11 protein-coding genes are annotated in these 13,067 nt (G+C 65.5%); 7 read left to right on the plus strand and 4 right to left on the minus strand.

Annotated features, from left to right (window positions below; genetic code table 11):
- Positions 1-11 precede the first annotated feature (11 nt).
- The 3 genes from BRA471DRAFT_RS00855 to BRA471DRAFT_RS00865 are packed head-to-tail and all read left to right on the plus strand — an operon-like array spanning position 12 to position 3,657.
- Positions 12-458, plus strand: a complete 447-nt coding sequence (locus tag BRA471DRAFT_RS00855; protein WP_035973473.1) for an endonuclease domain-containing protein — start codon at positions 12-14, stop codon at positions 456-458.
- A complete protein-coding gene (pheT, locus tag BRA471DRAFT_RS00860) occupies positions 455-2,863 on the plus strand; it encodes a phenylalanine--tRNA ligase subunit beta (protein WP_007603982.1) in 2,409 nt (802 codons plus the stop codon). The genes BRA471DRAFT_RS00855 and pheT overlap by 4 nt, the downstream gene beginning before the upstream one ends.
- Positions 2,864-2,886: 23 nt before the next feature.
- Complete coding sequence (locus tag BRA471DRAFT_RS00865) at positions 2,887-3,657, plus strand: sulfite exporter TauE/SafE family protein (RefSeq protein WP_007603984.1); 771 nt, start codon at positions 2,887-2,889, stop codon at positions 3,655-3,657.
- A 159-nt stretch (positions 3,658-3,816) separates the two neighbouring features.
- On the opposite strand, the gene BRA471DRAFT_RS00870 is transcribed toward BRA471DRAFT_RS00865, so the two are convergent.
- Complete coding sequence (locus BRA471DRAFT_RS00870) at positions 3,817-5,214, minus strand: FAD-dependent oxidoreductase (protein ID WP_007603986.1); 1,398 nt, start codon at positions 5,212-5,214, stop codon at positions 3,817-3,819.
- A 192-nt stretch (positions 5,215-5,406) separates the two neighbouring features.
- Between BRA471DRAFT_RS00870 and BRA471DRAFT_RS00875 the strand changes: the two genes are divergently transcribed.
- Positions 5,407-6,375, plus strand: coding sequence for a YiiX/YebB-like N1pC/P60 family cysteine hydrolase (locus BRA471DRAFT_RS00875; RefSeq protein ID WP_007603987.1), 969 nt, complete (start codon positions 5,407-5,409; stop codon positions 6,373-6,375).
- A gap of 179 nt (positions 6,376-6,554) precedes the next feature.
- Here the strand turns inward: BRA471DRAFT_RS00875 and BRA471DRAFT_RS00880 are convergent, their stop codons facing one another.
- Entirely contained in the window at positions 6,555-6,830 is a 276-nt protein-coding gene (locus BRA471DRAFT_RS00880) for a metal-sensitive transcriptional regulator (RefSeq protein WP_007598521.1), read from the minus strand.
- A 50-nt stretch (positions 6,831-6,880) separates the two neighbouring features.
- On the opposite strand from BRA471DRAFT_RS00880, the gene BRA471DRAFT_RS00885 reads away from it, so the two are divergent.
- Positions 6,881-9,316 (plus strand): heavy metal translocating P-type ATPase, encoded by a 2,436-nt coding sequence (locus BRA471DRAFT_RS00885; RefSeq protein ID WP_007603988.1) that lies wholly within the window; start codon positions 6,881-6,883, stop codon positions 9,314-9,316.
- Positions 9,317-9,486: 170 nt separating this feature from the next.
- The gene (gene nikR, locus BRA471DRAFT_RS00890) at positions 9,487-9,933 is read left to right on the plus strand and encodes a nickel-responsive transcriptional regulator NikR (protein ID WP_007603989.1); all 447 of its coding nucleotides are present in this window, start codon (positions 9,487-9,489) and stop codon (positions 9,931-9,933) included.
- 58 nt (positions 9,934-9,991) lie between these two features.
- Here the strand turns inward: nikR and BRA471DRAFT_RS00895 are convergent, their stop codons facing one another.
- Together BRA471DRAFT_RS00895 and BRA471DRAFT_RS00900 are read right to left on the minus strand one after the other, a co-directional pair.
- Positions 9,992-10,939, minus strand: a complete 948-nt coding sequence (locus BRA471DRAFT_RS00895; protein ID WP_007603991.1) for a hydroxymethylglutaryl-CoA lyase — start codon at positions 10,937-10,939, stop codon at positions 9,992-9,994.
- A complete protein-coding gene (locus BRA471DRAFT_RS00900; protein WP_007603993.1) occupies positions 10,936-12,129 on the minus strand; it encodes a CaiB/BaiF CoA-transferase family protein in 1,194 nt (397 codons plus the stop codon). The genes BRA471DRAFT_RS00895 and BRA471DRAFT_RS00900 overlap by 4 nt, the downstream gene beginning before the upstream one ends.
- Positions 12,130-12,321: 192 nt before the next feature.
- Here BRA471DRAFT_RS00900 and BRA471DRAFT_RS00905 point away from each other — a divergent pair, with 192 nt between their 5' ends.
- Entirely contained in the window at positions 12,322-13,062 is a 741-nt protein-coding gene (locus tag BRA471DRAFT_RS00905; protein WP_007603995.1) for a sulfate transporter family protein, read from the plus strand.
- The last annotated feature ends 5 nt before the right edge of the window (positions 13,063-13,067 follow it).

Consider the following 13,067-nt stretch of genomic DNA (forward strand, 5'->3'; position numbering starts at 1 on the left):
TGGGATTGCCAATGGTCGATCCTGAACATCCGGACTGGAAAGTACCGGCCAAGCTACGAGCCAATGCGCGCGCGCTCAGACGCAATTCGACCGATGCGGAGCGCATCCTCTGGTCGGAGCTGCGCGCCGGCCGATTGAACGGCGCGGGTTTTCGCCGCCAAGTACCGATCGATAGTTACATCGCCGACTTCATCTGCCACGCGGCCAAGCTCGTCATCGAGCTCGATGGCGGCCAGCACTTTTCTGATGAAGGCGAGCGCGCCGATGCACGGCGCTCTGCCGTGATCGAGGCGGAAGGCTTCATGGTGCTCCGTTTCAGCAACCTCGACATCATGACCAATCGTGTCGGCGTTCTCGAAACAATCGCTGCTGCCGTTGCGGAGAGAACCCCCACCCCAGCCCTCCCCCGCAAGCGGGAGAGGGAGCAGACCGTCGTCGTGGAGAAAAAGCAGCCATGAAATTCACTCTCTCCTGGCTGAAGGAACATCTCGACACCGACGAGCCGCTGGAAAAGCTTGCCGACAAGCTCACCATGATCGGGCTCGAGGTCGAGAACATCGAGGACAAGGCGAAGGCGCTGAAGCCCTTCACCATCGCGAAGGTGATATCCGCCGAGCAGCATCCGAACGCGGATCGGCTGCGCGTCTGCATGGTCGACACCGGCGACGGTGGCGCGCCCGTGCAGGTGGTGTGCGGCGCGCCGAATGCGCGGACGGGGCTCGTCAGCGTGTTTTCGCCGCCCGGCACCTACATTCCCGGCAAGGACATCACGCTCGGTATCGGCACCATCCGGGGTGTCGAGAGCCGCGGCATGCTGTGCTCGGCGGCCGAATTGCAGATTTCCAACGACCATGACGGCATCATGGAATTGCCCGCGGATGCACCGATCGGCGCTGCCTACGCCGCATGGGCCGGCCTCGGCGATCCCGTGGTCGAGATCAACCTGACGCCGAACCGGCAGGACTGCACCGGCGTGCACGGCATCGCGCGCGATCTTGCCGCCGCCGACATGGGCAAGTTCAAGGATCCCACCATCAAGCCGATCAAGGGCGAACTCCCGTGCCCGGTGAAGGTCACGGTCGAGGACGCCGCGCTGTGCCCCGGCTTCGCGCTACGCCTCGTGCGCGGCGTGAAGAATGGCCCGTCGCCGGAATGGCTGCAGAAGCGGCTGACCGCGATCGGCCTCCGTCCGATCAACGCGCTGGTCGATATCACCAACTTCATGACCTACGACCGCGCGCGGCCGCTGCACGTGTTCGACGCCAAGAAAGTGAAGGGCAATCTCGTGGTGCGCCGCGCCCGTGACGGCGAGACGCTGCTCGCGCTCGACGGCCGCACCTACAATCTCGATCCCGCGATTTGCGTGATCGCGGACGAGCACGGCGTCGAATCGCTCGCCGGCATCATGGGCGGAGAGGCCTCGGGCTGCGACGAGACCACCACCGACGTGCTGATCGAATCGGCGCTGTGGAACGAGATCAACATCGCCCAGACCGGGCGCAAGCTCGGCATCAATTCGGACGCGCGTTATCGTTTCGAGCGCGGTGTCGATCCGGCCTTCATGGTGCCGGGACTGGAGCTCGCGACGAAACTCGTGCTGGAGATGTGCGGCGGCACGCCGTCCGAGAACGTCGTGGTCGGCAAGAGCTTCGGCGACGACCGCGTGATCGATTTCCCGGTCACCGAGGTCAAGCGGCTCTCGGGCATCGAAGTGCCGATGCCGGAGATGAAGCGCATCCTGAGCCATCTCGGCTTCATGATGGCAGGCCCGGGGCCCGTCGTGAAGGTCGCGGTGCCGTCGTGGCGGTCCGACGTGCACGGCAAGGCCGACATCGTCGAGGAAGTCGTCCGCATCCACGGCGTCGACAAGGTGCCGATGACGCCGTTCGAGCGCGGCGAGGACGCACGCAAATCCGTGCTGACCCCGCTCCAGCTCCGCACCCGCCGCGCCAGGCGCGCGCTGGCGAGCCGCGGCATCATCGAAGCGGTGACCTGGTCCTTCATCACCAAGTCTGCCGCAAAGCTGTTCGGCGGCGGCCAGCGCGAACTCGAGGTCGCCAACCCGATCGCGGCGGATTTGTCCGATATGCGCCCGACCCTGTTGGCCGGCCTGATCGCGGCGGCGCAGGCCAATGCCGACCGCGGCTTTGGCGATGTCGCACTGTTCGAGGTCGGGCAGGTGTTCAAGGGCGATCGCCCGCAGGATCAATTCGTGGCGGCAAGCGGCGTCCGCCGCGGCTTTGCGTCGTCGCAAGGCCTCGGACGGCACTGGTCGGGTTCGGCGCAGGCTGACTTGTTCGACGCCAAGGCCGATGCGCTCGCGGTGCTCGCCGCTGCCGGCGCACCGATGCAGGCCCTTCAGATCGTCGCGGGCGGCCCATCCTGGCTGCATCCCGGGCGCTCCGGTACGATCCAGATCGGGCCGCAAAACGTGCTGGGTTATTTCGGCGAAATGCATCCGCGCGCGCTCGAGGCGCTCGGTGCCGGCGGCCCGCTGATGGTGTTCGAGGTGATCCTCGACCGCATCCCCGAGGCGAAGAAGAAGCCGACCCGTGCCAAGCCCGTGATCGAGCTGTCGGCCTTCCAGCCCGTCTCGCGTGACTTCGCCTTCATTGTCGACCGCACCGTGAAGGGCGGCGACATCGTGCGCGCGGCCCAGAGCGTCGACAAGAAGCTGATCACCGCCGTGAACGTGTTCGACGTCTATGAAGGCAAGGGCATCGACGACGGCAAGAAGTCGATCGCGATCGCGGTGACGATCCAGCCGCGCGAAAAGACCCTGACCGACCAGGAGATCGAGGCCGTCGCCGCGAAGATTGTGGCGGAGGTGACGAAGAAGACCGGCGGCACTTTGAGAGCATGATCATGCTCGAGAAATAATAGAGCATGAATCTCACTGACTTTCTTCCGAAGGACGTCAGCCTCACCATTGCGATGGCGCTCTGCGCCGTCGCTTTCGTTTCGGGCACCGCGCGCGGCTTCTCGGGCTTCGGCTCGGCGCTGATCTTCATGCCGCTGGCGAGCAGCATCGCGGCGCCGCGTCTGGTTGCCGCGCTGCTCCTCGTGATCGATTTCGTCGCGGCCGCGCCGCTGCTGCCTGATGCCTGGCGCAAGGCCGACCGCAAGGCCACCGCCGTGATCGTGCTGGGCGCGCTGGTCGGCGTGCCCGTCGGCACCTATTTCCTCAGCGTGCTCGAACCCGTCACGACGCGATGGATCATCTCCTGCTTCGTCGCTGCGCTGTTGCTTCTGCTGCTGTCGGGCTGGCGCTATCGCGGCAAGGACCACGCCTGGCTCTCGGTCGGCATCGGCAGCCTCTCCGGCTTCTGTAGCGGCCTCGCACAGACCGGCGGCCCGCCAATCGTCGGCTATTGGCTCGGCCGCCCCGTTGCCCCGATCGTCGCGCGCGCCAACATCTTGCTGTTCTTCGGCGCGTCGGATTTCTTCTCGATGGTCAGCTATGCGACCACAGGACTGATCTCGCGCGAATCGCTCGTGCTCTCGCTCATCGTCGGACCGGTCTATGCGATCGGCGTCGCCTTCGGTGCGTCGCTGTTCGGCCGTGCCAGCGAGAAGGTGTTTCGCGCCATCTGTTACGGGCTGATCGCGCTGGCGGTGATCGCCGGACTGCCGGCACTGGATGGGGTGTTGCGCTAAGCCATCCACAGTCGTCCTGGCGAAAGCCAGGACCCATTACCCCGGTCAGCGCTATAGCGCGAAGCTGACAGCCCCAGGTCTTCGCCAAACTGCGCCCTAGGGTAATAGGTCCTGGATCTGCGCTTCGCTTCGCTGCGCTTGTCCAGGACGACGACTGAATTAGTTCCTCTGCTGCCGCGGCGCCCGCCGCTTCTTCGTCGACTGCGTCGGCACATCGGCCGGCTCGTCCTTGAGCGCGCCGATCTTGCGCAAGGCCGCGTCCGCGGCGCGCTCGCCGCTTTCCCAGGCGCCGTCGACGGTGCCCCACAGCGTCTCGTGCGTGGCTTCGCCGGCGAGGAACATGTTGCCGATCGGCTCGGCGAGGATTCTTCGCGAGAGCTGACCGCCCGGCGAGGCCGCCGACATCGCACCCATCACGAACGGCGAGGCGTTCCAGCGCGTCGCGCTGGCTTTCTGCACGGCGGCCGCCACTTCGCCGCCGAACAGCTTCGTGATCCATTCTCTGGCGAAGGCCGTCATCGCCTTCTCGCCTTGCCCGGACAGATCGCGGCCGAACGAGCCGCCGACATCGATCGAGCACAGCGAAGAGCCGCCGATATTGGCGAACATCAGCGCCGTGCGCGTCGAGTTGCTCTGCTCGATCAGGATGTCGTCGCGCGACAGGCCGAGCGGATTGCCCGGCAGTTGCAGCACGATGTGATCGTAGCTTCCGAGCGTGAGCTTCGAGGCGGCATCGAGCGTGCGCTTCGGAATGTCAGGCCCAAACTTGATCGCGCCCGAAATCAGCACATTGGTCGAGACCGTGATGATGGCGGCACGTGCGGCGATCTTGCCGGCTTGTGTCTCCACGCTGACGTCGCGATTGCTCCAGACGATCCGGCTCGCCGGCGTCGACAGCGCGACCGGCGCCTGCTCACCGAGTTTGGTGATCAGGGTCCCCAGGCCCTGGCGGCAGGCGATCGCGGCGTTGCGATCCTGTGCCCGCGCCTTGTCGATCGCAGACAGCTCCTTCAGGTCCTTGCCGGCGAAGCTCGCGCCCAGGATGAACTCGGCCGCGCCGGCCCAATCGCCGAGATCCTTCGGCAGCACCGAGGCGCAGGCGGTATCGAGCTTGCCGCGCGCGGCCTCGTCGATGGCGCGGTTGGCGCGCACCAGCGCCGCCAGGAATTCCTCGGTCTCGCCGGCCCGTGCGTTGCGGCGGCCGATGCGCATCTTCTGGCCTGATGGCGCCGGCAGAACGTCGAGCCCGGCACTGCGCGCCAGCCGGATCATCGGATTGGTGTCGGGATTGTGCATCCAGCGCGCGCCGCGATCGAACGGCGTGTCGAAGGTGGTCGTATCCGTGATGCAGCGGCCGCCGATCTGCGACGCCGCTTCCACCACCACGACCCTGCGATTGGCCGCCATGATGCGCCGCGCCGCGGCAATTCCGGCCGCGCCCGCGCCGATCACGACGATGTCAGCCTCGCGTGGCAGGGGCGCGGCGGTTGCGCGCAGGACCGGCATCGCGGCAAGGCCCGCCGATGCCGATAGGAAGCTGCGGCGCGTGATTGTCATGACATGGTTTCCGGAGACTTGCAGCAAACGGGAACAGCTAGCGAACCTTGCCGCATCTGATGTTGCGCGGCAACCATCATGGTGAATCAATCGTGCTTGATGTCACAGAACGATGAACCGAATTGCAACACGTTCCGACCATGATAGAGAAGAGAAAAAGACGGCCGGAAAAGGCCGTGGGGGAGTTTTGAAATGGGGACGGTCCTGGATTCAGTCGGCAAGCTGATTGCCGCGTACCTCTCGAAGGAGGTGCCGGGCTATGAGCCGTTCACGCCGAGCGACCCCGAGCATCTGCGCGGCGTGATCGAGCCCGGCGACGTGCTACTGGTCGAGGGCAACAACCGCATCTCGGGCATCATCAAATATCTGACGCAGTCGACCTGGTCCCACGGCGCACTCTATGTCGGCCCCATCGAAGGCGCGGAAGAGCCCGATGGCGAGCCGCACGTGCTGATCGAGGCCAATATCGGCGAAGGCGTCACCTCCGCGCCGCTGTCGAAATACTTCCCCTATCACACCCGCGTCTGCCGTCCGGTCGGGCTGTCCTATGAGGACCGCACCACGGTCTGCCGCTATGCGATCAACCGCATCGGCTTCGGCTACGACACCAAGAACATCGTCGACCTGATGCGCTTTCTGTTTCCGCTGCCGATCCCGCAGCGCTGGCGGCGCCGCATGATCTCGATCGGCTCGGGCGATCCCACCAAGATCATCTGCTCGGCCCTGATCGCACAAGCGTTCGACGCCGTGCGTTACCCGATCCTGCCCAAGATCACCAAGGCCGGCAGCCGCGCCGCCCGCCGCGAGATCCTGCACATCCGCGATTCCTCGCTCTACATGCCCCGCGACTTCGACATCTCGCCCTATTTTGAAGTCGTCAAACCCACCATCGTGCACGGCTTCGACTACACCGCCTTGCACTGGGCCGACAAGCAGAAGCCGCTCGAGGAGGTAGCCGGCACCTTCGGTGTGTTTCCAGAAACGTTCCGTGCGCCGCCGCTCGTTCCTGAAGCGACTGACGAAGAGGCGCCGGTTTCGGCTGAAGAAGTGATGCGTGAGGCGGCTGCGGAGATGAGCGTTGCCTTCTCCGAGCATTTTGTGCTGCTGAACGATCTCGCAAAGTACCGCGCGCAGGGACACGCGCTGGGGATGGCGGCGTAGCTCCGCCGTCGTCCTGGCGAAAGCCAGGACCCATTATCAGAGGAGACGTTTGGCGAGGACCGGCCGTTCGGTACAGCTACCGCGCGCGATCGATAAGCTCCGCGGTATGGGTCTTGGCTTTCGCCAGGACGACATTGGTGGATATCGTTGGCCCCTCACAATGGCGAGTGAGTACGACCCTACCGCTCTGCCCGCCCAATCACCGCCATCAGCTCCGCGATCTTCTCGCGCTGGTCCGCCTTGTCGCCGCTCGCGATCGCATGCTCGACGCAATGGGCGACGTGATCTTTCAGAACCTCTTCCTCGACCCGGCGCAGCGCAGCGCGGACCGCCGAGATCTGCGTCACGATGTCGATGCAATAGCGGTCCTCCTCGACCATTTTCGAGAGGCCGCGAACCTGCCCCTCGATCCGGCCGAGACGTTTTCCGACAGATGCCTTGATGTCCTTGCGCATGCGGCTTATATACCCCCCTAGGGTATAACTTGCAAGACCGGAGCGTGGCAATGACCGACGCGGAACACGAGCACCGTCACAACGCGGAAACACATTCCGGATGCGGCTGTTCCAGTAAGGCTGCCCCGGTCGCCCAGCCCGCCGCTGCCTCCTGCTGCGGCGCGCACGGCGATCACGCGCATGACCACGGCGCCGCGGCAAAAGTCCGTGATCCCGTCTGTGGCATGACAGTCGATCCCGCGACGTCCAAGCACCGCTTCGACCATCACGGCGCGACCTTCCATTTCTGCTCGGCCGGCTGCCGCACCAAATTCGCCGAGGATCCCGCAAGATATCTCGCCAAGGAGAAGACACCCGAGCCCGAGATGCCCGCAGGCACGATCTACACCTGCCCGATGCATCCGCAGATCCGCCAGGCCGGACCCGGCACCTGCCCGATCTGCGGCATGGCGCTCGAGCCGGAAGTGGCGAGCCTGGAGACCGGGCCCAATCCTGAGCTTGCCGACATGACGCGGCGGTTCTGGATCGGCGGCGCGCTGGCTTTGCCGGCCGTGGTGCTGGAGATGGGCGGCCATCTCGCGGGCCCGCACAACTGGATCGATGCGACGCTGTCGAACTGGATCCAGCTCGTCTTCGCCACGCCCGTGGTGCTGTGGGCCGGCTGGCCGTTCTTCGTTCGCGGCTGGCAGTCGCTGCTGACGCGCAACCTCAACATGTTCACGCTGATCGCGATGGGTACGGGCGTTGCCTATGTCTACAGCCTGATCGGCACCATCGCGCCGCAGATCTTCCCGGCCACATTCCGCGGGCATGAAGGCGCGGTCGCGGTCTATTTCGAGGCAGCGGCCGTCATCACCGTGCTGGTGCTGCTCGGGCAGGTGCTGGAGCTGCGAGCCCGCGATGCGACGTCGGGTGCGATCAAGGCGCTGCTGCAGCTCGCCCCCAAGACCGCACGGCGCATCGATGGCGATGGCGGCGAGCACGAGGTCGAGATCGACGCGCTTCATGCCGGTGACCGCTTGCGCGTGCGGCCGGGCGAAAAAGTGCCGGTCGACGGCGTCATTCTGGAAGGCCGTTCCTCGCTCGACGAGTCGCTCGTAACAGGCGAATCCATGCCGGTGACCAAGGAGACGGGCGCGAAGGTGATCGCGGGCACGCTCAACCAGTCCGGCAGCTTCATCATGCGCGCCGACAAGGTCGGGCGGGAGACGCTGCTGTCGCAGATCGTGCAGATGGTGGCCGACGCGCAGCGCTCGCGGGCGCCAATCCAGCGCCTCGCCGACCAGGTCGCGGGCTGGTTCGTGCCGACCGTGATCGCCGTCGCCATCGCCGCGTTCGCTGCCTGGGCCTGGTTCGGGCCGGAGCCGCGGCTGGCCTTCGGCCTCGTCGCCGCCGTCAGCGTACTGATCATCGCCTGCCCCTGTGCGCTGGGACTCGCGACTCCGATGTCGATCATGGTCGGCGTCGGCCGCGGCGCGCAGGCAGGCGTGCTGATCAAGAACGCCGAGGCGCTCGAGCGAATGGAGAAGATCGACACGCTGGTGGTCGACAAGACCGGCACCCTGACCGAGGGCAAGCCGAAGGTGGTCGCGATCGTGCCCGCGGCCGGCTTTGCGGAAGACGATATCCTCCGCATGGCCGCCAGCGTCGAGCGCGCCAGCGAGCATCCTCTGGCCGACGCGATCATGCGCGCGGCGAAGGAGAAGCAGCTCGCGCTGGGCCAGGTCGAACAATTCGATTCGCCGACCGGCAAGGGCGCGACCGGCAAGGTCGACGGCAAAACCATCGTGCTCGGCAATGCCAAATATCTGATGTCGATCGGCATCGACACCACAGCGCTCGATGGCGAGGCCGAACGGCTGCGCGGCGATGGCGCGACCGTGATCAACATGGCGGTCGACGGCCGGCTTGCCGGCCTGTTCGCGATCGCCGATCCGGTCAAGGCTTCCACGCCGGAGGCCCTGAAGGCACTGGCAGCCGAAGGCATCAAGGTCATCATGCTGACCGGCGACAACCGCACCACGGCGGAGGCTGTCGCGCGCAGGCTCGGCATCGCCGACGTCGAGGCCGAAGTGCTGCCGGATCAGAAGAGCGCGGTGGTGACAAAGCTGCAGAAGGCCGGCCGCAGTGTCGCCATGGCCGGCGACGGCGTCAACGACGCGCCGGCGCTGGCTGCGGCCGAAGTCGGCATCGCGATGGGCACCGGCACGGACGTGGCGATGGAGAGCGCCGGCGTCACACTGCTGAAGGGCGATCTCACCGGCATCGTCCGTGCGCGAAAACTGTCGCAGGCGACGATGAGCAACATCCGGCAGAACCTGTTCTTCGCCTTCATCTACAACGCCGCCGGGATTCCGATCGCGGCCGGCATCCTCTATCCGACCTTCGGCGTGCTGCTGTCGCCGATCATCGGAGCCGCCGCGATGGCGCTGTCCTCGGTCAGCGTGGTCGGGAATGCGCTGCGGCTGCGGGCAACGCGGCTGTGAGCGAGCGCCTTCTCTCTCGCACCGTTCACGAAACGCGGTAAGATACGCGTAGCCCGGATGAAGCGAAGCGCAATCCGGGGTCTGTCCACGCATCGAAACTGTCCCGGATTGCGCTTCGCTCCATCCGGGCTACCGACTACGCACCAAGCGGTACGCACGGAGAGGACTTGATGCAGCGAATCACGATAACCATCGAGGATGATCTCTTGGCGGAGATCGACGCGGCGGCGGAAGCGCGCGGCTATCAGAACCGCTCCGAGATCATTCGCGACCTCGCACGTGCCGGCTTGCAGCAGAGCAGCGAGGACACCGCGCAGACCGGGCCCTGCGTCGCCGGCCTCGTCTATGTCTACGACCATGCCGCCCGCGATCTCTCAAAACGCCTGGTGCAGGAATTCCATGGCCACCACGACCTCGCGCTGGCGACGCTGCATGTCCATCTCGACGACAACAATTGCATGGAGATGACGGCGCTGCGCGGCGATGCCGGCGAGGTCAGGCATTTCGCTGATCATATCATCGCCGAACGTGGCGTGCGCTATGGGCGTGTGGTGATGATTCCGACGGGGGACAGCAAGCAGGCGAAGGCGCGCAAGCACGGGCACCGGCATGAGTAGATTCGCCGCATAGACGGTGCGTTCCCCTCTCCCCTTGCGGGAGAGGGGAAGAAAAACCTCACGCCGCCTTCGCTGCGCTCCCGCCCGGCAACCCGGCCCGCGCGATGCCGCCATACAGCGTTTCGTTCGGCATCTCCTCGCGCAGGATCCTGCGCACCGTGATCAGCTTCTCCAAATCGATGCCGGTCGCGAAGCCCTTGCTCTCGCACAGGAACGCGAGATCCTCGAACACGACATTGCCGGTCGCACCGGGGGCGAAAGGGCAGCCACCGAGGCCGCCGAGCGAGCCGTCGAGGATCCGCGCGCCTTCGTCGAGCGCCGCGGCCGCGTTCGCGATGCCCATGCCGCGGGTGTCGTGGAGATGGATGCAAATGGGCTTTGACCCTGCGAGCTTCACCGCGGCGCGCGTCAGATCCGCCACCTGCTTTGGCCCGGCATAGCCGACGGTGTCGGCGATGCCGACGAAATCGACGCCAGCCTCGAGGCATTTGTCGACCAGCCGCAGCACTTCTGCAGGGTCAACCGCCCCGGTGATCGAGCAGCCCAGCGCCATCGAGATCGCCGCGTTGACGAGCGGCTTGTGGCTGGTGGCATCGCGCAGTTCGCACAGGCGTTTCAGATTGGCGATCGCGGATTCGCGCGAGCGGTGCGCATTGGCCTGGCTGTGCTCTTCCGTTGCCGAGACCACCGAGGCGATTTCGCCGACGCCGGATTCCAGCGCCTCGTTCACGCCGCGTTCGTTGAGCGCAAGCGCGATGCCATGCGCGCCGGGCAATGAAGCGACCGTCGCGACGACGTCGCGAATATCGACGAATTGCGGAAAGGTCTTTGCCGGCAGGAACGAGCCGACCTCGAAATGCCGCACGCCGGCGGCATATTCCTCGCGCACCCAGCGTTGCTTGGCGTCGGTCGACGGAATTTTCTTCACGAGCTGGAGCCCGTCGCGCAGGCCGACTTCGCGCAGGCTGACGCGCTCCGCGGGGTAAATCTCCTGGATCCGGCTCATGCGCGCCTCCCTGTTGTTTTTGACGTCACGTCTTCATTTTCATTGTCGATCTCGGCGCGAACGGCCGCGGTGTCGGCCCCGAGCGGCGCGACCCTGAGGCCTTCGCCGATATGGCTGCCGTTCCATTCGATCGGCAGCGCCGGCACCCGGAACGGCTTGCCGTCGGCGGTGACATTGTTGACGAGCCCGCCCGGGCGCAGCACATGCGGATCGGCGAAGAGATCCTCGGGCCGGTTGATCGGCGAGAAGCAGATGTTGAGCGCATCGAGCCTCTGCGACAGTTTTGCCACGTCCCATTGCCTGATGATGTCGGCTGCGCGTGGAATGATCCGCCCACGGGCCAGAATGCGATCGGTCGTGGTACGCAAGGCGGGATCATCGAGAAATTCAGTCAGGCCGAACTCGCGGCAGAAGCTTTGCCAATGGCCTTCGGTGACGACGCCGATGAAGATTCGCTCGCCGCCGGCGGTCTCGAAGATGTCATAGATCGGCCAGGCATGCTCGCGCTCCGGCATCGAGCGCGGCTTGTTGCCGGTCATCTCGTATTCGACCATGTGCTGGGCAACCAGGAACAGGCAGTTCTCGAACAGGCCGATGCGGATATAGGCGCCGTCGCGTTTTCCGCCGCTCTTCTGATAGAGCGCCGCGAGGATTGCGATCACGCCGAACATGCCGCCCATGATGTCGTTGGCGGACGAGCCGACACGCTGGGGCTTTTCGCTGGTGCCGGTCATGGCAGCAAGGCCCGCCATCATCTGCACGACCTCGTCGAGCGCGGGGCGGTGCTCGTAGGGACCGGAGAGGAAACCCTTGTGGCCGGCGATGATCAGATTCGGATGCCGGCGGCGCAATTCGTCGGCGCCGAGCCCCTGCTTCGCGAGTTGGCCGTCGCGAAAATTCTCCAGGAACACATCGGCCGTCGCCAGCAGCCGGTGCATGATCTCGCGATCCTCAGGCTTCTCGAAATCCAGCACGACGCTGCGCTTGCCGCGGTTGAACAACGGGAAGAAGGCCGTGCCCATGCCCCCCAGGCTCCGGGTCTTGTCGCCCGCGGGCGGCTCGACCTTGATCACGTCGGCTCCGAGTTGTGCCAGGATCATGCCGCAGGTCGGGCCCATGACCATGTGGGTCATCTCGACGACGCGCACGCCTGCAAGCGGCAATCCGGCCACCGATTCTTCCATCGCCATATGCGCCTGTTCCTTTGCCCGGCTGGTTCCGCTTGTTGTCAAGCGGGTTGGTGAAGCAACGGTCTTGCCGAATTCATCGTGGCTTCGTTGATGCGAGCGGTCAATCCGGCCATGAGCGGTGCCGCCGATCTCCCTTGCCGAAGTGGCCCGGGGTGTCTACCTCTCGCGGGTGATTTCGTGAGAGGAACTCCCATGCTGGATGCCGCCGTCAAGGCGCTGTCGCAAATGATCTCGCCGCCGATGCGCTCGATCCTGTGGCGGTCGATCGGCGTCGCCCTGGTGCTGATCATCGTGCTGGCGATCGGCTTGCAGCGGCTCCTGAGCTGGTTTGCGACCTATGGTGAGGCCTGGCTGGAGGGCCTGCTCGGTCCGGGCTGGCACTCATCGCTCGAGGTATTGTCCTGGATCATTTCGATCGCCGCGGGACTCGGCGTCGTGTTCGGGGCTGTGTTCCTGATGCCGGCGATCACCTCGCTGGTGGCGAGCCTGTTCGTCGACGACGTCGCCGACATTGTCGAGCGCGAGCACTATCCGGCCGAGCGGCCGGGCGTCGCGCTGCCGTTCAGCCAGGCGATCTACGAGGGCGTCAAGACCGCGCTGCTGACGATCCTGGTTTATCTGGTCGCGTTGCCGCTGGTGCTTTTCGCCGGCGCCGGTTTCCTGGTCTTCTTCCTCGCCACGGCCTGGCTGCTCGGCCGCGAATATTTCGAGCTCGCGGCGATACGGTTTCGCTCGCCGGAGGAAGCCAAGGCGATGCGGCGCGACAATGCCGCGACCATCTTCACCGCGGGCCTGTTCATCGCAGCCTTCGTCTCGATCCCGATCGTGAACCTGGCGACGCCGATCTTCGCCATGGCCTTTATGGTCCACATGCACAAGCGGCTCTCAGGCCCGCGACCCGAGCTGATCGAGCCGGCGCGGCAGATGCGGTGACGGTG

Origin of the sequence: Bradyrhizobium sp. WSM471, from assembly GCF_000244915.1 — a bacterium.
Taxonomy (GTDB): Bacteria; Pseudomonadota; Alphaproteobacteria; order Rhizobiales; family Xanthobacteraceae; genus Bradyrhizobium.

Excerpts from the sequence above, each read along its gene's own strand:
- BRA471DRAFT_RS00875 (WP_007603987.1), top strand. The coding sequence starts at position 5,407 with ATGGGGACGGTCCTGGATTCAGTCGGCAAGCTGATTGCCGCGTACCTC.
- BRA471DRAFT_RS00905 (WP_007603995.1), top strand. The coding sequence starts at position 12,322 with ATGCTGGATGCCGCCGTCAAGGCGCTGTCGCAAATGATCTCGCCGCCG.
- BRA471DRAFT_RS00870 (WP_007603986.1), bottom strand. The coding sequence starts at position 5,214 with ATGACAATCACGCGCCGCAGCTTCCTATCGGCATCGGCGGGCCTTGCC.
- BRA471DRAFT_RS00900 (WP_007603993.1), bottom strand. The coding sequence starts at position 12,129 with ATGGCGATGGAAGAATCGGTGGCCGGATTGCCGCTTGCAGGCGTGCGC.
- BRA471DRAFT_RS00895 (WP_007603991.1), bottom strand. The coding sequence starts at position 10,939 with ATGAGCCGGATCCAGGAGATTTACCCCGCGGAGCGCGTCAGCCTGCGC.
- nikR (WP_007603989.1), top strand. The coding sequence starts at position 9,487 with ATGCAGCGAATCACGATAACCATCGAGGATGATCTCTTGGCGGAGATC.
- BRA471DRAFT_RS00885 (WP_007603988.1), top strand. The coding sequence starts at position 6,881 with ATGACCGACGCGGAACACGAGCACCGTCACAACGCGGAAACACATTCC.
- BRA471DRAFT_RS00880 (WP_007598521.1), bottom strand. The coding sequence starts at position 6,830 with ATGCGCAAGGACATCAAGGCATCTGTCGGAAAACGTCTCGGCCGGATC.
- BRA471DRAFT_RS00855 (WP_035973473.1), top strand. The coding sequence starts at position 12 with ATGGTCGATCCTGAACATCCGGACTGGAAAGTACCGGCCAAGCTACGA.
- pheT (WP_007603982.1), top strand. The coding sequence starts at position 455 with ATGAAATTCACTCTCTCCTGGCTGAAGGAACATCTCGACACCGACGAG.
- BRA471DRAFT_RS00865 (WP_007603984.1), top strand. The coding sequence starts at position 2,887 with ATGAATCTCACTGACTTTCTTCCGAAGGACGTCAGCCTCACCATTGCG.